Here is a 17,610-nt window from a genome sequence, read left to right as displayed (position 1 = left end):
TTCTCTCAGGCGGTGAGGGCTTCGGCGACGGCTCGGGGCAGCCAGTCGGCGGTGCGGGAGAAGCGGAAGCCGAGCTCCTTCGCGCGGGAGTTGCTCATGGCGTAGTGCCGGTCGAAGGAGAACGGCGAGGCGTCCGCTCCGGCCGGGACGGTCCGCAGGACGGGCTCCCGGCCGGTCCTCGCGGCGATGGCGGCGACGAGGCCGTGCACGTCGAGGGGGCCGTCGGAGCAGGCGTTGACGGGGCCGGTGAAGTCGGAGGCGGCCGCCCACAGCAGGAGGTCAGCCAGCTCCTCGTGGTGGATGAAGACCGTGGGCAGCGGCTCGGCGTGCACGGTGATCTCCTCGCCCCGGGTGACGCGGCCGGTGTAGTGCTCCAGCCGGCCGGTGAACTCCAGGGCGCCGCCGCCGAGCACGTGGGCGCTGCGTACGCTCGCGAACTCGAAGCCGGCGGCGCCGAGGACGGCCTCCGCCTGGCGCTTGCCCTCGGCGTAGTGCGCCTCCAGGTACGCGGGGTCGTGCCAGGGGAGGTCCGGGTCCGCCCGCCAGGCGGCCGGGTCCACGGCAGACTCGGGCACCGCAGTGCCGGCGGGTACGGCCGGCAGGGCGGCGGTCGCGGGGTCGTAGACCTCGATCGTGGAGGTCATCACGTAGCGCCGGGTGCGGCCGGCGAAGGCGCGGGCGGCGACGGCGGCCTGCACCGGGGTGTAGCAGACCTGGTCGACCACGACGTCGAAGGTCCGGCCGTCCAGCGCGGCCTTCAGGGCGGCCTCGTCGTCCCGGTCGACGACGAGGTGTTCGACCCCCTCGGGCGGCGGGGTGGAGCCGCGGTTGATCACGGTGACCCGGTGCCCCGCGGCGTGCAGGCGCTCGACCAGGAGCCTTCCGAAGTACCGGCTTCCGCCGATGACGATGATCTTTTGCATGCCCTCATCGTGGCGGCCTATCGTCATCAGAAGAAGTCATGATCTGCTGATCGCGCATTAAGGAAAACTGTTGATCGACGTACAGCGGCTCCGCGTCCTGCGGGCGGTGGCGGAGCACGGCAGCTTCAACCGCGCGGCCGCGGCCCTGCGGCTCACGCCCTCGGCCGTCTCCCAGCAGATCGCGGCGCTGGAGCGCGGACTCGGCGCGCGGGTGGTCGACCGCAGCACCCGGGGCGTGACCCTCACCCCGGCCGGGAAGATCATGGTCGGCGCCGCCGAGACCGTCGCGGCGGAGCTCGAACACGCGCGGCAGCAGGTCGACCGGCTCGGCACCGGCCGCACCCGGCTCACCGTGGCCACGTTCACCAGCGGCGGCCGGCTGCTGCTTCCGGGCGCGCTGGCCCGGCTGGCGGCGGAGCACCCCCGTACCGTGATCCACATCAGGGAGGGGGAACCGGAGGACACCCTGCCGCTGGTCCGGCAGGGCGCCGTGGACCTCGCCCTCGCCTACCGCTTCGACGGTCCGCTGCCCGTCGGGCCGGGACCGGGGCCGGGTTCCGGGCTGGAGTGGACGCCGCTCATGGAAGATCCGCTGTACGTCGTCCTGCCGCGGGAGCACCGGTTCGCCGGGCGCGGGCCCCTGGACCTGTCCGAGCTGGCCGGCGAACCCTGGGTGCTCGGCTGCATGCGCACGGAGGCGTACCTGCGCCGGTACGCCCGGCTCGCCGGCTTCGATCCGGAGGTGCGCGGGACCACCACGGACTACTTCTTCGCGCGCTCGCTCGTCGCCGCGGGCATCGGGGTCTCGCTGATCCCCTCCATCGCGCTCGGCCCGGAGCTCCCGGGACTGGTCGCCGTCCCGGTCGCGGCTCCGGGACCGGTCCGCCACATCGGGGCCGCCGCGCTCGGCCGCGGCGGCCGGCCGCACGTCACGGCGCTCGTCCGCGCCCTCCGCGAGGAGGCCGCGCGGCACGAGGAGGCCGCGCGGCACGAGGAGGCCGCGCGGCACGAGGGGCGCTGACGCGCCCGCGGTCCCGCTAGCGCGTGTACCTGCGGATGCGGTAGCGCAGCCCGGACGTCGAGGTGTGCCAGGCGTCGTCCCCGTCGGCGGTCCATTCCGGGCCGGGCACGGGGGCGTGGGTGTCGCCGTCCACCGACGCGTCGATCTCGGTCACCGAGAGGACCGTGGCGTGCTCCAGGGCGGCGCGGTAGATCTCGCCGCCGCCGATCACCCACGCCTCGTCGGCACCGGCCGCGAGCTCCAGGGCCTCGGCGACCGAGCCGGCGCGCAGCGCGCCCTCGGCCTCCCAGTTCGGGTCGCGGGTGACGACGATGTTGCGCCGGCCTGCGAGCGGGCGGAACCGCGGGGGCAGCGAGTCCCAGGTCTTGCGGCCCATCACCACGGGGTGGCCGAGGGTGGTGGCCTTGAAGTGCGCCATGTCCTCGGGCAGCCGCCACGGGATCGTGTTGTCCGCGCCGATGACCCCGTCGAGGGTCTGCGCCCAGATCAGTCCGACGGTCATACCGCCACCGGTGCCTTGATCGCCGGGTGGTGCCGGTAGTCGAACACCTCCACGTCGGCGTAGGCGTAGTCGAAGATCGAGTCGGCCTTGTGCAGGCGCAGTTCGGGGAAGTCGTACGGGGTGCGCGAGAGCTGCTCGGTGACCTGCGCGACGTGGTTGTCGTAGATGTGGCAGTCGCCGCCGGTCCAGATGAAGTCACCCGGTTCGAGGCCGGTCTGCTGGGCCACCATGTGCGTGAGCAGGGCGTAGCTCGCGATGTTGAACGGCACGCCGAGGAACAGGTCCGCGCTGCGCTGGTACAGCTGGCAGGAGAGCTTGCCGTCGGCCACGTAGAACTGGAAGAAGGCGTGGCAGGGGGCGAGCGCCATCCGCTCCAGCTCGGAGACGTTCCAGGCGGAGACGATCATCCGGCGGGAGTCCGGGTCGCGCCGCAGCGTGTCGAGCACCTCGGTGATCTGGTCCACGTGCCGGCCGTCGGGGGTGGGCCAGGAGCGCCACTGGACGCCGTAGACCGGTCCGAGCTCACCGTCCGCGTCGGCCCACTCGTCCCAGATGGTGACGCCGTGCTCCTGGAGCCAGCCGACGTTCGAGTCGCCGCGCAGGAACCACAGCAGCTCGTACACGATCGACTTCAGGTGCACCTTCTTGGTGGTGACCAGGGGGAACCCCTGGGAGAGGTCGTAACGCAGCTGGTGCCCGAACACGCTTCGGGTACCGGTGCCCGTCCGGTCGGCCTTCGCCGTCCCGGAGGTGAGCACATGCCGCAAGAGGTCTTCGTACTGGGTGTCCGCCACAACCGTCGAGTCTACGAGCCCGCGAGTGATCCCTCGAACCGGGGAGCTCTTCACCGGCGCCGCCACTCCTCGGCGAGCAGGCGGTAGGAGCGGACCCGGTCCGCGTGGTCGTGGGTGATGGTGGTGATCAGCAGCTCGTCCGCCGCTGTAGCCTCCTGGAGCCGCTCCAGGTGGTCGGCGACGGTCCGCGCGGAGCCGGTGAACTGGGTGTCCACCCGGTCGGCGACGAGTTCCCGGTCCGCCGCGGTCCAGGGCAGGGCGCGCGCCTCGTCCGGGGTGGGGAAGGGGATGGCCCCCTCGGCGGTGCGGATGCTGCGCACCCAGGGCCCGTATCCGGTGGCCAGCTCGCGGGCGGTCGCGTCGTCCTCGGCGACGACGACGTCGGCGGAGACGGTCAGGTACGGCCGGTCCAGCCCGGCCGACGGTTTGAAGGCCGCCCGGTAGGCGTCGGCCGCCTCCAGCACGGAGGCGGGGCTGACGTGGTAGTTGGCCGCGAACCGCAGTCCGGACCGGCCGGCGGTCTCCGCGCTGACCCCGCCGCTGCTGCCCAGGATCCAGACCTCTACGTCGGCCCCCTCCCCCGGGACGGCGTGCGCCTCCACCCCCTCCGGGGAGCGGTAGTCGCCGCGCAGCAGCGCGAGGACGTCGTCGACCTGCTCGGCGTAGTCCTGCGGCCGTGCGCCGGGCAGGTTCAGCAGCCGCTGCTGGAGCGCGACGCGGGGATGGTCCAGCAGGTGCGCGAAGGAGAAGCGCGGCGGGATGCGCAGCCCGTTCGGCGTCCACCCCTCGAAGGGCTCGGGGGCTCCGGGGTCGCGCTGCGGGGGCCTGCCCGCGGAGCGGCCGAGGCCGAGGTCCAGGCGTCCGGGGTGCAGCGCGTCGATCAGGCCGAACTCCTCGACCGTGGAGAGGGCGGTCCGGTGCCCGAGCTGCACGGCTCCGGAGCCGAGCCGGATGGTGGTGGTGGCGGAGGCGGTGAGCGCGAGGACGACCGCCGGGGAGGTTCCGGCGACCCCGGGGTTGAGGTGGTGCTCGGCGAACCAGTAGCGGGCGTAGCCGAAGGCCTCCGTCTGCCGGGCGAGGTCGATGCTGTGGTGCAGGGCCTCGGCGGCGGTGGAACCGGACGGGACGGGGACGAGGTCGAGGACCCCGAGGGGGATGCCGGACATGCCGTGCTCCTTACAGGTCGGGGTGGGCGGCGGGGCCGGGGGCGGGAACGGTGAGCCCGAGGTGGTCGCGCAGGGTGGTGCCCTCGTACTCGGTGCGGAAGACGCCGCGCTCCTGGAGCAGGGGGACGACGGTGTCGGCGAAGTCGTCCAGGCCTCCGGGGGTGATGTGGGGGACGAGGACGAAGCCGTCGGCGGCGTCCGCCTGCACCAGGTCGTCGATCGTGCGGGCGACGGTCGCGGCGGAGCCCACGAAGGTCTGGCGGGCGGTGGTCGCGATGACGAGCTCCCGGATGGACAGGTTCTTGGCACGGGCGAGCTCGCGCCACTGCCGGGCGGTTGCCAGCGGGTCGCGGAACTGGCGGACGCTGGCCCGGCCGAGGGCGATGGTGTTCTCGCCTGGGTCGGGGTCGACGTCGGGCAGCGGCCCGTCGGGGTCGTAGGCGGACAGGTCGCGGTTCCAGACGTGCTCCAGGTACTTGATCGCGGTCTGTCCGCTGACCTGGAGGCGGCGTACCTCGTGGGCCCTCTCGTGCGCCTCGGCGTCGGTGTCCCCGAGTACGAAGGTGGCCGCGGGCAGGATCTTCAGCTGGTCGGGGGTGCGCCCGTACCGGGGCAGGCGGCGCTTGACGTCGGCGTAGAAGGCCCGCCCCTCGTCGAGGGTCCCGTACCGGCCGAAGATCGCGTCGGCGCCGGCGGCGGCGAACTCGCGCCCTTCGTCGGAGTCGCCGGCCTGGAAGACCACGGGCCGGCCCTGCGGGCTGCGCGGCACGTTGAAGTGGCCCTCGATGTCGAAGTGCCGTCCGCGGTGGGTGAAGGCTCCCGCGCGGGCGTCCCGCAGGAAGGTGCCCGACGCCGGGTCGGCGACGATCTCGGTGCCGTCCCAGGAGTCGAACAGCTCGGTCGCGGTGGCCAGGAACTCCTTCGCGCGGGAGTAGCGCTCCTCGCGGGGCAGGAACCCTCCCCGGCGGAAGTTCTCGCCGGTGAAGGCGTCCCAGGAGGTCACCACGTTCCAGGCGGCGCGGCCGGCGGAGAGGTGGTCGAGGCTGGCGAACTGGCGGGCCACCTCGTAGGGCTCGTTGAAGGTGGAGTTGATGGTCCCGGTCAGGCCGAGGCGTTCGGTGACGGCGGCGAGCGCGGCGAGGACGGTGAAGGTGTCGGGTCTGCCGACCACGTCCAGGTCGTAGATCCGTCCGCCCTGTTCGCGCAGTCTCAGCCCCTCGGCGAGGAAGAGGAAGTCGAACTTGGCGCGTTCGGCGGTCCGCGCGAAGTGGACGAAGGAGTCGAAGTCGATGTGGCTGCCGGCCGCCGGGTCGCTCCAGACGGTGGTGTTGTTGACTCCGGGGAAGTGGGCCGCGAGGTGGATCTGCTTGAGCGGCTCGGTGCTCATGGTGGTCCTTCCGGGTCCGGGGCCGGGTCAGGCGGCGGGGTGGGCGGCGTACCGGGCGGCCGGGCGTTCCAGGCCCAGCAGTCCGCGCAGGGTGGCCGCCTCGTAGGCGCGGCGGAAGAGGCCGCGCCGCTGGAGTTCCGGCACCAGTCCCCGGGTGATCGCGGGCAGGTCGTGGGCGAGGACGCCCGGCCGCAGACGGAAGCCCGACAGGCCGGCCGTGCGCCGCTCCTGGAGCAGGTCCGCCAGTTGGGCGGGGGTCCCGGTGAAGACGGCTGCGTCGCCGCGGTACGGGGTGCCCGCGAGGGCGTCGAGGCGTTCCTTGCGGGCGGCGGCCGCCGGGGCGTCCTCGTCCAGGAACACGGTGAGGTCCCCGAAGAGGTGCGGCGGCCGTGCCGGGAGCCCGGCGGCCGCGCGGGCCCGCCGGATCTCCGCGACCGCGGCCGGGATGCCGTCGGCGTCGTGTGCGGGGAGGTACCCGAGGTCCGTGGAGCGGGCGATGAGGCCGTACGCCGCGACGGCGGCTCCCGCCGCGGTGACCAGGGGCTGCCCCTGGGGCGGGCGGGGGGTGATCGACGGTCCCCGCACGCTGAAGTGGGGGCCCTCGAAGTCGATGTGGTGCAGCTTGTCCCGGTCGATGAACCGGCCGGTGGCCGCGTCCCGTATCTCGGCGTCGTCGTCCCAGCTGTCCCACAGCCGCCGGACCACTTCGACGTGGTCGCCGGCTTCCCCGTACGCCTCCGCCTCGGGCAGTGCGGTTGCGCGCCGTCCGAAGTGCCGTAGTTCGTGGGGCGGTTGTGACACCTGGACGTCCAGGCCCGCGCGGCCCCGGCTGACGTGGTCCAGGGTGGCGATGGCCTTGGATATGTGGAAGGGCTCGGTGTGGGTGGCGGTCACGGTCGGGACGAGTCCGATGTGCCGGGTCAGGGGTGCGACGCGGGCGGCGGTGAGCACCGCGTCCAGCCGCCCGCGGACCAGGTCCGTACGCCCGTCGGGCCCGTCCGCGGAGGAGGACTGGAGGGTGAGGGCGTCGTCGAAGGTGACGAAGTCGAGCAGTCCGGCTTCCGCTTCGGTGACGGCATCGGCCCAGTGGCGGGCGGTGAGGAGTTCGGCGGGCCGGGCGCCCGGTTCGCGCCAGGCGGCGGGGTGCGCGCCGGCACCGTCGAGCGCGACGGCGAGGTGCAGCGGTCCGGAGGGCTCCGGCCGAGGATCGGATGCGGATGCGTGTGCGGGCACGTCGAATTGCGCCTTCCGGTCGGCGGCACGAAGAGGGGCCGGTTCCTGTTTCGATATCCGCCGAAAACGCTACGTCCGGCTGTTCTGCCACACAATGACCGCTCTGTTAAGGGAAGTTGGCAGTCGTGTTGCCGGGTACGCGGCCACTGCGCCGCAGTGGGCCTGACCTGCGGCGTCTTTCATCCTGAGATCGTCATGTCCACGATCCGGTCGCGGTCTTGCCGGGACGGCGCTTCGGGGCGAGTATTCCTATCAATCCGATGGGAAAAGTGGGGATCCGGTGCCGTCCGGCTCCCGCCCCTCGCGCGCCCAGGCCTCCCGGCAACCGGCCGGCGCCACCGACTACGTCCCGGAGCAGCCGACATGACCACCGACAGCCCGCCCGGCAGCGCCCTCCACCCTTCCCCCGCGCCACGCCACCGCGACCGGGCCTGTCGGTGACGCCCGTGCCGACGACGCCGGGCACCGAGGGCCGGCCGTCCGACGCCGCACGCCTGCGCGCGCTCCTGCGTACCGCCCGTGACGTGGCGGAGGACCTGGCCGCCGACTCCATAGCCCGTGAGCAGGCGGGCAGGCCGCCGGCCGACGAGACCGCCCGGCTGCGCGAGGCCGGTCTGCCGGCGGCGCTCACCCCTCCCCGGCCGGGCCGGGGGGCGGACTGGCGTACCGGATGCGCCGTCATACGGGAGGTCTCCGCGGCGGACAGCTCGCTCGGCGAGGTGCTCGCCCGGCACTACGTGCACGCGTGGGGCGGACGGTTCTACGCGGCCGACCACCGCGCCGCCGCCCTCGAAGAGGAGTCGGCGCGCGAGCAGTGGCTGTGGACCGGCGCGGTGCGCCCTCCCGCGCCGGGCGGCGAGACCGGCCGGCCGGACCTCACCCTGAGGCCGCGCAGCCCGGGGTACGTGCTGAGCGGGCGCCGCGACGTGGACACGGCGGTGGCCACCGCCGACCAGATCGTGGTGGACGCCGTCTGCGCCGTGACGGGTGACGTCCTGGTCGTACGGATCCCGCCCGGCGCGCGCGGCGTGAGCCTCGAACCCGCCCCCGACCGCCTCGGCCAGCGCGTCGCGGGCGCGGGCGCGGTCGGGTTCGACCGCGTCGCGGTCACGCCCGCGCAGGTGCTGGGGCGCAGGCCGCACGACGAGGAGTCGACCCCGCCCTTCACCGCGCTCGCCGAGCCGGCGCTCGGGCTCGCCCTGTGCCACGTCGCCCTCGGCATCGCCGAGGGAGCGCTCACCGAGGCGCGCGACCTCAGCAGGGGCGGCCGCGCGCACCGGCTGCCCGGGGAGGACCCGGACCTCTTCCTCGCCTACGGGGAGCTCGCCTCCGCCGCCCAGACGGCCACCGCCGTGGTCGACCGGGCCACCGAGGTGATGGCGCAGGCCCTCGACGCGGGTGAGGGGCTCGACGCCGAGGAAGCCGCGGGCGTCGCCGCGCTGGTCGCCACGGCCGAGACCGTGACGTCGAAGGCCGCCCTGCACATCACCGCCAGGGTGCTGGAATTCGCGGACGCCCCGGGCCTGGACCGGTTCTGGCGCAACGCCCGCGTCCTGACGGCCCACCGTCCGGTCGCGCACCGGCTCCGCTCGATCGGCGAGCACTACCTGAACGGCTCCCACCGCGCGGTGGCGGCGGCCTTCCGCTGACCTGCGGTCCCGCGCGGAACGCCGGCCGGGGCCGTGCGGGATAATGTCCGCATGCGGATCTCAGCCAGGGCGGACTACGCGGTACGTGCCGCACTGCAGCTTGCCGCGTCGCAGGACGACGGGCCGCTGAAGGCGGAGGCCATCGCCGACGCCCAGGACATCCCGCACAAGTTCCTCGAAGGCATCCTGAACGACATGCGCCGGGGCGGTCTCGTGCTCAGCCAGCGCGGCGGCAACGGCGGCTACCGGCTGGCCAGGCCGGCCCGGTCCATCAGCATCGCGGACGTCATCCGCGTCGTGGACGGGCCGCTCGTCTCGGTGCGCGGGGTCCGCCCGCCCGACCTCTCCTACACCGGCCCGGCCCAGTCGCTGCTCCCCCTGTGGATCGCGCTGCGGGCGAACGTGCGCGAGATCCTCGACGGCGTGTCACTCGCCGACGTCGCCTCGTCGGAGCTGCCCGCCCCGGTGTCCGAGCTGACCCGGACCCCGGGCGCCTGGACCAATCCATGAGCTCCTGACCTGCGTTTTCTCGTATCACGAGACTGAGGCGTCCACTATCTGGTCTCCCTCTTGGGGCGGGTGCCGCGTTCTGCCAAGATGCCTACCAACCAGGTGGGAAAACTAGGAATCCAGGGAGGGTGAAACCGTGCGAGCACTGCACCACGCACACCGGACGCCGTCCCTGATCTCCCGCCGGCACATCGATCTGGTCCGCACTTCCAGCGCCATCTGTCAGCCTGCCTGACGGCCCTCACCAGGCCTGGTCGAACAGGCAGGGCACAGCCGGGCGCCGTGCCGCCGCCCGCTCGTCACGCCGGCCGGACCTCGATGCTCCGGGCCGCCCGACGGCCCGCCGCTCCCCAGCCTCCGACCGTGATCCGGCCACCGACCGCCGCGCGCGGGTGCCGTGTGTACCGGTGGCTTCTGAGACGCCCGTCTCACCTTCTTGAACCCATCCCGTGAAAGGACACCTCCGTGTCTGCCGCAAGATCGCTCACCGCCCTGCGCGCCATCGCCGTCACCGCGACGCTCCCGCTGCTCCTCACCGCTTGCGGCTACGGGTCGGAGGCCGAGAAGAAGGACGAGAAGCCGGCCGGCGCCACCGCCGCCGAGGGCGGTCAGAAGCTCTCGGCGTCCGAGGTCCGCATCGGGTACTTCCCGAACCTGACCCACGCCACCGCCCTGGTCGGCCTCCAGGAAGGCCTGATCGAGAAGGAACTGAACGGCACCAAGGTCAAGCCGCAGTCCTTCAACGCCGGCCCGTCCGAGATCGAGGCCCTCAACGGCGGCTCCCTCGACATCGGCTTCATCGGCCCCTCGCCGTCCATCAACGGCTACGTCAAGTCCAAGGGCTCCAACCTCCGGATCATCTCCGGCTCCGCCTCCGGCGGCGTCAAGCTCGTCGTGAATCCGGACAAGATCAAGACCCTGGACGACCTCAAGGGCAAGAAGATCGCCACCCCGCAGAAGGGGAACACGCAGGACGTCGCGTTCCTCAACTGGATCGCGGAGAAGGGCTGGACGGTCGACCCCGAGTCCGGCAAGGGCGACGTCTCCGTGGTCCGCACCGACAACAAGGTCACCCCGGACGCCTTCAAGCAGGGCTCCATCGACGGCGCCTGGGTCCCCGAGCCCACCGCCTCCAAGCTCGTCTCCGACGGCGGCTCCGTCCTCCTCGACGAGACCTCCCTGTGGCCCGACAAGAAGTTCGTCATCACGAACATCATCGTGTCCCAGAAGTTCCTCAAGGAGCACGCCGACGTCGTCGAGGCCGTCCTGAAGGGGACGGTCAAGACCAACGAGTGGATCAACGCCAACCCCGATAAGGCGAAGGCCTCCGCCAACGCCAAGCTCAAGGCCGAGAGCGGCAAGGAGCTGGAGGCGAAGATCCTCGACCCGGCCTGGCAGAGCATCCTCGTCACCGACGACCCGCTCGCGAGCACCCTGAAGACGGAGTCGGACTGGGCCGTCAAGGCCAAGCTCCTGGAGAAGCCCGACCTGGCCGGCATCTACGACCTGACGCTCCTCAACAAGGTCCTCAAGGCCGCCGGCAAGCCCGAGGTCTCCGACGCCGGCCTCGGCGCCAAGTAGGCTCCCCGGCACACCACGCACAGCGGCACCGGCTCCACCGAGGCAACGACCTCCCGGGGCCGGTGCCGTCGTGCGTGGCGGACAGGACGGCGGTCTTGACACCCGCGCCGACGCGCGCCGACACTCCAGAACGGCGAATCCTGGTGAACCGGTAGGGAATCATGGGCTGTTCAGCGCTGGACCGCGGCACCGACGGCACCGTCCGTGCCGCCGCGCCGGCGCTCCCGCTGCTCACCTCCCGCCGCCACATCGACCTCCTGCGCGTGTGCAGTGCGGCGAATCCCCCGCACCCCGGCGGCCCCGCGCCCGCCCACCGCTGACCCGCGCCCACTCGCCCTCCGGACACCCGGCCGCGCCGAACCCGCCGCCGGCCGTCGTCGTCGCATGCCCCGCGCCCGAGCACCCCAGGGAGAAGCATGTCCACCACTCGCCCGACAGCCGCCCCGTCCTTCCGGAGCAGGATCGGCCGTGACGCCCGCAGCGGCTACCCCGCCGTCCCCCACCGCTACCGGCTCCACCTCTCGCCGTCCGGCCCGTCCTGTCTGCGGATCGCGGTCACCCACAGCCTGCTCGGCCTGGAGGACGACCTCCCGATGACGCTGCTGCCCGCCGTACCCGACGCGCCCGACGGCGGACACCTGGCGCTGCGCCCCCTCTTCCAGGCCAGCTCGCACCGGTACCCCGGGCCGGCCGTGGCACCGGTGCTCGCCGACTGCTGGACCGGACGCATCGTCAGCACGTACGCCCCGGACATCCTCCAGGACATGGGCAGGCTCTTCGGAACCGGCAGCCCGCGGCTGTACCCGGCCGGTACCGACGAGCGGATCGGGGCCGTCGGGCGGCTCTGCGAGCAGGGCATCAACGCGGCGGCGCAGCGCGCCGGCCAGTCCGGCACCGACCCCGCGGTACGCGAGAGCGCGCTCACCACCCTGCTGCGCGCGCTCGGCGCGCTGGAGCGCCGGCTCGCCTCCGCCGCGTATCTGCTGGGCAGCGAACTCACCGCCGCCGACGTCCAGTTGTGGGTGACCCTGGTACAGCTGGACACGGTCCACCGCTGGCACCTGGACGCGGCCGCGGTGTACCGGCTCACCGACCACCCGCACGTGTGGGCGTACGCCCGGCGGCTGGCGGCCCACCCCGCCTTCGCACCCCACCTCGACCTGGAGGGCATCGCCCTGCGCCACCACGCGCAGTGCCGCGGCAGCGAGGCCGCCGGCGCGGCGGTGCGGATCGTGGACTGGGCGGGCCACGTCCCGTCCCCCGGAACCGGCCCGGTCCGCTCCTCCCACCGCTGACCCGCCCGGCAGCGACCGGACCCGGTACCGACCTGAGCACGCCGAACGGCCCCGTACGCCTTCCGAGGCGGCGGGGCCGTTCCCCATTTCATCCGCCGTACATGGAACCGGGGTTCCGCTGCGCCTACGCTCGTCGCCATGGCAGCAGGAACCCTCACCTCGCGCCGCCACGTCGACCAGGGTCTCGTGGCCAGCGCCCTGTGTACGGCCGCCCCGGCGCGCTGACCGCGCCCCTTTCCCCTACTACGGGATCCCCACCTGGCGCCCGGCGCCCGACTCCCGTCTCTTCCCCCGCGCACCGCGGCCCCCGCCGCCGTGCGCCCATGCGCCGACGCACCCAGGAGGAACAGACAGCATGAGCGAGAACAGACGACACCCGGTGAGCCGCCGCGGCTTCCTCGGCGGCGCCGCCGCCGTGGCGGCCACCACCGCCCTTCCCGCCGCGCAGCTCGCCGCCGCGGGCCCGGCGGCCGCCGCGGCCGGCCGTCCGAACATCCTGCTGATCGTCACCGACGACCAGCCCAAGCACACCGAGTGGGCCCTGCCCAAGACCGTGGCCTGGCTCGCCGGCCAGGGCGTGAAGTTCACCAACGGGCACGTCACCACCCCGCTCTGCTCCCCCTCGCGGTCCAGCGTCTTCTCCGGCCGCCACGCCCACAACCACGGCGTGCGCAACAACAAGGCCTCGTACTCGCTCGACCAGAGCACCACCGTGCAGAAGTACCTCAAGCAGGCGGGCTACCGCACCGGCCTGTTCGGCAAGTACCTCAACTCCTGGACCCTGGGTGACAATCCGCCGCACTTCGAGGAGTTCGCCCTCCTCCAGCCCGGGTACGTCGACGCGCAGTGGAACATCAACGGAACCGTCCAGACCGTCAACGGCTACACCACCACCGTCATCAAGAACCGCACCCTGAACTTCCTCGACAAGGCCGCCACCGACACCCGGCCCTGGTTCGCCTACGTCACCCCGTACGCCTCCCACGGCCCGCGGACCCCCGAGGCGAAGTACGCGGGCACCGCCGTCCCCGCCTGGAACGGCCGCCCCTCGGTCCCCGAGGCGGACCGCAGCGACAAGCCGGCGTACATCAGGAACGCCACCGGCACCCTCGCCGACGGCCAGGCCATCCGCGCCGAGCAGCTGCGCACCCTGCTCTCCGTCGACGACGCGGTACAGGCCTTCAAGGACAGGCTCCAGGCGCTCGGCCAGCTCGACAACACGCTCGTCGTCTACATCGGCGACAACGGGTTCAGCTGGGGCGACCACGGCTGGACCGCCAAGTCGGTGCCCTACCGCCCGGCCCACGAGGTTCCCTTCTACCTCTCCTGGCCGGCCGGGGGCCTGGGAGCGGGCACCCAGGACGACCGGATCGTCGCCAACATCGACATCGCCCCGACCATCCTCGACGCGGCGGGCATCACCCCGGCCGCGTCCCAGGACGGGCGCTCCCTGCTCTCCTCCCACAGCCGTGACCACCTGCTGGTGGAGTGGTGGAAGCAGGGCACCGGCGCCGGAGGGGCCCCGACCTGGTCCTCGTACGTGGCCAAGGACAAGCAGTACACCGAGTACTACGACCTGACGACGGACGCGAACGGCACGGTGTCGGGCACCGGACAGGTCAAGTTCCGCGAGTACTACGACCTGGTGGACGACCCGTTCCAGCTGGTCAACAAGCTGTACCAGGCCACGCCCGCCCAGGAGCAGGCCCTCGGCATCCCGGCCCTGGCCGCACAGCTGCACGCCGACCGCACCGCCTGACCTCCACCGCCCGACCCGCACCATCGGCCGGGCACCGCGCCACCACGCGCCGGTGCCCGGCCTCCCATCGTCCCCACGGAGCCGACATGCCCGCCTGCTGCACCCCCGGCCACGAGCACGCCCCGGTGCTCACCCTCGCGCCGCCGCCCCCCGCGGCCCCGCCCTCGCGGGTGGCCCGGCAGCTGCTCGCCCTGCCCGGCGGGCGCTTCCTCATGGGCACCGACGACCCCGACGGCTTCCCCGCCGACGCCGAGGGGCCGGTCCGGGAGGTGGTCGTGGAGCCGTTCCGGATCGCGGCGACGACCGTGACGAACGCCCAGTTCGCCACCTTCGTCAAGGCCACCGGACACACCACCGAGGCCGAACGGTTCGGCTTCTCCTTCACCTTCGGCGCGTTCCTCGCCGACGGGGTCGCCGCCGTGTCCCGCCCGGTACCGGGCGTTCCGTGGTGGCGGGCCGTGGAAGGTGCGTCCTGGCGCAGCCCCGAGGGGCCCGGCTCGCACGTGACCGACCGGCAGAACCATCCCGTCGTCCACGTCTCCTGGAACGACGCGCAGGCCTACTGCGCCTGGTCCGGCACCCGGCTGCCCACCGAGGCCGAATGGGAGTACGCCGCCCGCGGCGGGCTGGAGCAGCGGCGCTACCCGTGGGGCGACGAGCTGACTCCCGGGGGCCGGCACATGTGCAACATCTGGCAGGGCGAGTTCCCGGTGCTGAACACCGGTGCCGACGGGCACGTGTCCACCGCCCCGGTGAAGTCCTTCCGGCCCAACGGCTTCGGCCTCTACAACACGGTCGGCAACGTGTGGGAGTGGTGCGCCGACTGGTTCACCCCCGGCGAGCGGACCTCGCGGGCGATGCGCGGGGGCTCGTACCTGTGCCACGACTCCTACTGCAACCGCTACCGGGTCGCCGCCCGCAGCTCGAACACCCCGGACAGCTCGACCGGGAACATCGGGTTCCGGGTGGCCGCCGGTCCCGCACGGGCCACCCGGAACGCCCCTTCCGGGATCAGGAGACGGTGACCCGGGCCAGGGCCCAGGAGGTGTGGTCGAAGGAGGTGCGGTCGTTGGCGTCCTCCACCACCAGCCGCAGGACGCGTACGCCGCGCACGTCCAGGTCGACCGCCACCGGACCACCGGCCGCCGTGAGGGTCGGGGTGGTCAGCAGCAGGCGGCCGTCGCCGTAAACCCTGGCCCTGGTGGCGCCCGCCGCGCTCTGCTTCGCGGAGAAGTCGTCGATGCCGACCAGCGCGGTGAAGCGGGCGCCGGCGCCGCCGAGGTGGTAGGCGATGTCGCTGGGGGCGTGGACGCCGAGGCCCTTGGCGTAGGTGGTGCCGCCGAAGGAGATCGGCGGGCCGTCCCCGGCGGCGTTCTTGCCGTTCGAGGCGTCGCGTTCCACCGGCCCCCAGCCGTTCGCCGCGCTGATCCAGGCGAGGTCGGAGAGGTAGGAGTCGCGGGTGGGGGCCGGCGGCGGGGTCGGCACGGTGCCCACGGCCGCGTAACGGACCGGGCCGCCCGGGGCGGTGGCGGTGCCTTCCGCGGTCAACGGCCATGCCGTCGCGGGGGCGGCGTCCGCAGGCGGGGTGACCCGCCAGGACACGGTGAGCCGGCCGCCCGCGGCGAGCTGCTCCGCGGCAGCCGGGGAGGTGGGGGTCACCGCCCATCCGGCGGGGGCGCGCAGCCCGATCGCGGCGGCGGTCCAGGCCCGCGAGGACCCGTTGTCGAGGGTGGCGGTCACGGTGAACGCCTCGCCGGGGACGGCCAGGGCGGGCAGCGCCAGGCGCGCGCCGAACGCAGTGCGCGGGTAGGTGTCCTTCCAGGAGGCTCGCATCAGCGCCACCAGCTCCGCGGCCCGGGCCGGGTACGTGCCGGCGAGGTCGCGGGTCTCGCCGGGGTCGGCGGCCAGGTCGTACAGCTCGACCTGCCACTTCGCGTCGGGGAGGGCGTGGTCGCGTTCGGGTGCGAAGCGCACGGCCTTCCAGTTGTCCCGGCGGGCCGCCTCGGCGAGCCAGGTGGCGCGCTTGGCGTCCTGGGCGTTGGCCCGGCTGGTGACGCCCAGTTCGTCGCGGAACCAGTACAGGTGTCCGTGGCGGGCCGAGTCGGGGCTGCCTGCGAGCAGGGGCGCGGCGGACAGTCCGTCCACGTCGGCGGGGGCGGGGGCGCCGCCGAGTTCGGCGAGGGTGGGCAGGACGTCGGTCAGGGGGGTGGGGCGGTCGCTGGTGCCGGGCCGGACCCGGCCGGGGCCCCAGGCGATGAGGGGGATCCGTACGCCGCCCTCGTAGAGGTTGCGCTTGTAGCCGCGCAGCGGCCCGTTGGCGTCGAACAGGTCGGGATTGACCCCGCCCTCCTCGTGGGGGCCGTTGTCGCTGGTGACGAGGAGGACGGTGTCCTGCTCCAGGCCGAGGGAGCGCAGCCGGTCGACGACCTTTCCGACGAGGGCGTCGAAGTGGCTCACCTGGGCGGCGTGCCCCTTGTTGGCGGCGGTCCAGGTGCGGTCGGCGTAGGCGCTGGTGTCGGGGACGTCACTGGGGGCGTGCGGGACGTTGGGGGTGAGCAGGAGCAGGAACGGCTGTCCGGCGTTGTCGGTGATGAACTCCAGGGCGCGCCGCTCCAGCAGGTCGGGGGCGTACACGGCCTTCGCGCCGCCGGTGTTGGCGGGGATGGGCTCCTTGGCGTCGTTGTGCCAGAGGTACTCGGGGTAGTACTGGTGGGCGTGGCCGTGGTCGATGTACCCGTAGAACTCCTCGAAGCCGCGGGCGGCCGGGTGACTGTCCTGGCCGGCGGCCTCCGGCCCGAAGCCCCACTTGCCGATCACGGCGGTCCGGTATCCGCGCGCCCTCAGCACCTGGGCGAAGGTGGTGTCGGCGGCGGTGAGGGAGCCCTGGCCGCCGGAGGAGGGGTTGGCGCGGACGGTGGCGTGGCCGGTGTGGAGGCCGGTGAGGAGGGAACCGCGCGAGGGGGCGCAGACGGCGGCGGTGGAGTAGGCGTCGGTGAAGCGGAGCCCTTCGGTGGCGAGCCGGTCCAGTCGGGGGGTGGCGATCAGCTTCTGCCCGTACGCGCCGAGTTCGCCGTAGCCGAGGTCGTCGGCGAGGACCACGACGAGGTTGGGCGGCCGACTGCCGGGGGCGGCCGCCGGTTCCGCGGCCGCGGACCGGGCCGCGGTGGTGGCGAGGCCGAGCGCGGCGGTGGAACCGGCCAGGAACGTACGGCGGCTGGGCATGGCGGAGTGCTCCTCTGGGGGTGCGGGGACCGGTCGTGTGCGCCGATCATGGGCGCCCGGCCCCGCCAGGACCATGCACGGCGCATGAAGACCTTGTGACGGCCCCCGTCCCCCTGGCGGGCCGGCCACCGGGAGGTGGCCGGCCCCTGCGTGCGGTGTGGGCGGCGGGGCTCAGGAACAGCGGGTGGTGGCGCCGCCGTTGCTGAGGTAGGCGCCGTAGATCCACCCGAGGCTGGATCCGCCGGCGTCCCGGACCCAGGTCCACCTGTTGCCGTAGTCGTTCACCGCGTAGCAGTCGTAGTAGACCCTCGTGCCCTGGGACACGTATCCGACGGTGGTGCACGCCCCGTACGGGCCCGTGTGCACCGCGGCGCTGCCGGACTGGGACACCGTCCCGGAGCCGTTGTCCACGTTCTGGTGCGGCCAGTACGCGTTCCCGCAGGTGACGGCGGTCTCGCCGGGCGGAGCCGCCTGCGCGGGCACGGCCACCCCCGCTGCCAGCGTCGCCCCGAGGGCCGCGGTGACCAGGACGCTGTGAAGACGCATGGATCCTCCTGCGATCGATACC

The 17,610-nt window shown here is 73.4% G+C and carries 17 protein-coding genes; 9 read left to right on the top strand and 8 right to left on the bottom strand.

The annotated features are described in order from the left end of the window. Positions 1 to 5: 5 nt before the first annotated feature. Positions 6 to 923 (bottom strand): NAD-dependent epimerase/dehydratase family protein, encoded by a 918-nt coding sequence (locus OG553_RS32885; RefSeq protein WP_405982489.1) that lies wholly within the window; start codon positions 921 to 923, stop codon positions 6 to 8. A 70-nt stretch (positions 924 to 993) separates the two neighbouring features. Between OG553_RS32885 and OG553_RS32880 the strand changes: the two genes are divergently transcribed. Further along, positions 994 to 1,944, top strand: a complete 951-nt coding sequence (locus OG553_RS32880) for a LysR family transcriptional regulator (protein WP_405982488.1) — start codon at positions 994 to 996, stop codon at positions 1,942 to 1,944. 16 nt (positions 1,945 to 1,960) lie between these two features. On the opposite strand, the gene OG553_RS32875 is transcribed toward OG553_RS32880, so the two are convergent. The 5 genes from OG553_RS32875 to OG553_RS32855 are packed head-to-tail and all read right to left on the bottom strand — an operon-like array spanning position 1,961 to position 7,026. Next, entirely contained in the window at positions 1,961 to 2,446 is a 486-nt protein-coding gene (locus OG553_RS32875; protein ID WP_405982487.1) for a dihydrofolate reductase, read from the bottom strand. Then, positions 2,443 to 3,240, bottom strand: coding sequence for a thymidylate synthase (locus OG553_RS32870; protein WP_405982486.1), 798 nt, complete (start codon positions 3,238 to 3,240; stop codon positions 2,443 to 2,445). Before OG553_RS32870 ends, OG553_RS32875 begins: the two co-directional genes overlap by 4 nt. Before the next feature lie 50 nt (positions 3,241 to 3,290). Then, positions 3,291 to 4,406 carry an LLM class flavin-dependent oxidoreductase gene (locus OG553_RS32865; protein ID WP_405982485.1) on the bottom strand — a complete coding sequence of 372 codons (1,116 nt, stop codon included), beginning with the start codon at positions 4,404 to 4,406 and terminating at the stop codon, positions 3,291 to 3,293. A gap of 10 nt (positions 4,407 to 4,416) precedes the next feature. Continuing rightward, positions 4,417 to 5,793: an NtaA/DmoA family FMN-dependent monooxygenase gene (locus OG553_RS32860; protein ID WP_405982484.1), complete on the bottom strand. Its 1,377-nt coding sequence runs from the start codon at positions 5,791 to 5,793 to the stop codon at positions 4,417 to 4,419. 27 nt (positions 5,794 to 5,820) lie between these two features. Then, entirely contained in the window at positions 5,821 to 7,026 is a 1,206-nt protein-coding gene (locus tag OG553_RS32855; RefSeq protein ID WP_405982483.1) for an LLM class flavin-dependent oxidoreductase, read from the bottom strand. A 446-nt stretch (positions 7,027 to 7,472) separates the two neighbouring features. Between OG553_RS32855 and OG553_RS32850 the strand changes: the two genes are divergently transcribed. The 8 genes from OG553_RS32850 (at position 7,473) to OG553_RS32815 (ending at position 14,845) form a co-directional block, all read left to right on the top strand. Further along, complete coding sequence (locus tag OG553_RS32850) at positions 7,473 to 8,675, top strand: acyl-CoA dehydrogenase (protein ID WP_405982482.1); 1,203 nt, start codon at positions 7,473 to 7,475, stop codon at positions 8,673 to 8,675. 51 nt (positions 8,676 to 8,726) lie between these two features. Then, entirely contained in the window at positions 8,727 to 9,185 is a 459-nt protein-coding gene (locus tag OG553_RS32845; RefSeq protein ID WP_405982481.1) for an RrF2 family transcriptional regulator, read from the top strand. Between the two features lie 136 nt (positions 9,186 to 9,321). Next, the gene (locus tag OG553_RS32840; RefSeq protein ID WP_405982480.1) at positions 9,322 to 9,420 is read left to right on the top strand and encodes a putative leader peptide; all 99 of its coding nucleotides are present in this window, start codon (positions 9,322 to 9,324) and stop codon (positions 9,418 to 9,420) included. A 230-nt stretch (positions 9,421 to 9,650) separates the two neighbouring features. Beyond that, positions 9,651 to 10,766 (top strand): aliphatic sulfonate ABC transporter substrate-binding protein, encoded by a 1,116-nt coding sequence (locus OG553_RS32835; protein WP_405982479.1) that lies wholly within the window; start codon positions 9,651 to 9,653, stop codon positions 10,764 to 10,766. A 161-nt stretch (positions 10,767 to 10,927) separates the two neighbouring features. Continuing rightward, complete coding sequence (locus OG553_RS32830) at positions 10,928 to 11,086, top strand: hypothetical protein (RefSeq protein ID WP_405982478.1); 159 nt, start codon at positions 10,928 to 10,930, stop codon at positions 11,084 to 11,086. A gap of 96 nt (positions 11,087 to 11,182) precedes the next feature. Further along, a complete protein-coding gene (locus tag OG553_RS32825; protein ID WP_405982477.1) occupies positions 11,183 to 12,061 on the top strand; it encodes a glutathione S-transferase C-terminal domain-containing protein in 879 nt (292 codons plus the stop codon). Between the two features lie 355 nt (positions 12,062 to 12,416). Beyond that, positions 12,417 to 13,820 (top strand): sulfatase, encoded by a 1,404-nt coding sequence (locus OG553_RS32820; RefSeq protein WP_405982476.1) that lies wholly within the window; start codon positions 12,417 to 12,419, stop codon positions 13,818 to 13,820. Between the two features lie 86 nt (positions 13,821 to 13,906). Further along, a complete protein-coding gene (locus OG553_RS32815; protein ID WP_405982475.1) occupies positions 13,907 to 14,845 on the top strand; it encodes a formylglycine-generating enzyme family protein in 939 nt (312 codons plus the stop codon). Here the strand turns inward: OG553_RS32815 and OG553_RS32810 are convergent. Next, entirely contained in the window at positions 14,832 to 17,042 is a 2,211-nt protein-coding gene (locus tag OG553_RS32810) for a sulfatase-like hydrolase/transferase (protein ID WP_405982474.1), read from the bottom strand. The two genes, OG553_RS32815 and OG553_RS32810, sit on opposite strands and share 14 nt — an antisense overlap. A 171-nt stretch (positions 17,043 to 17,213) precedes the next feature. Then, positions 17,214 to 17,588 (bottom strand): hypothetical protein, encoded by a 375-nt coding sequence (locus OG553_RS32805; protein ID WP_405982473.1) that lies wholly within the window; start codon positions 17,586 to 17,588, stop codon positions 17,214 to 17,216. Positions 17,589 to 17,610 lie beyond the last annotated feature (22 nt).

Origin of the sequence: Streptomyces sp. NBC_00158, assembly GCF_045160885.1 — a bacterium.
Taxonomy (GTDB): domain Bacteria; phylum Actinomycetota; class Actinomycetes; order Streptomycetales; family Streptomycetaceae; genus Streptomyces.
Note: the sequence above shows the minus strand (reverse complement) of the source record. Positions and strands in the feature narration are given on the sequence as shown.

Coding starts and splice junctions, on each gene's coding strand:
- OG553_RS32885 (WP_405982489.1), bottom strand. CDS start 923: ATGCAAAAGATCATCGTCATCGGCGGAAGCCGGTACTTCGGAAGGCTC.
- OG553_RS32830 (WP_405982478.1), top strand. CDS start 10,928: ATGGGCTGTTCAGCGCTGGACCGCGGCACCGACGGCACCGTCCGTGCC.
- OG553_RS32845 (WP_405982481.1), top strand. CDS start 8,727: ATGCGGATCTCAGCCAGGGCGGACTACGCGGTACGTGCCGCACTGCAG.
- OG553_RS32810 (WP_405982474.1), bottom strand. CDS start 17,042: ATGCCCAGCCGCCGTACGTTCCTGGCCGGTTCCACCGCCGCGCTCGGC.
- OG553_RS32825 (WP_405982477.1), top strand. CDS start 11,183: ATGTCCACCACTCGCCCGACAGCCGCCCCGTCCTTCCGGAGCAGGATC.
- OG553_RS32805 (WP_405982473.1), bottom strand. CDS start 17,588: ATGCGTCTTCACAGCGTCCTGGTCACCGCGGCCCTCGGGGCGACGCTG.
- OG553_RS32815 (WP_405982475.1), top strand. CDS start 13,907: ATGCCCGCCTGCTGCACCCCCGGCCACGAGCACGCCCCGGTGCTCACC.
- OG553_RS32875 (WP_405982487.1), bottom strand. CDS start 2,446: ATGACCGTCGGACTGATCTGGGCGCAGACCCTCGACGGGGTCATCGGC.
- OG553_RS32860 (WP_405982484.1), bottom strand. CDS start 5,793: ATGAGCACCGAGCCGCTCAAGCAGATCCACCTCGCGGCCCACTTCCCC.
- OG553_RS32865 (WP_405982485.1), bottom strand. CDS start 4,406: ATGTCCGGCATCCCCCTCGGGGTCCTCGACCTCGTCCCCGTCCCGTCC.
- OG553_RS32820 (WP_405982476.1), top strand. CDS start 12,417: ATGAGCGAGAACAGACGACACCCGGTGAGCCGCCGCGGCTTCCTCGGC.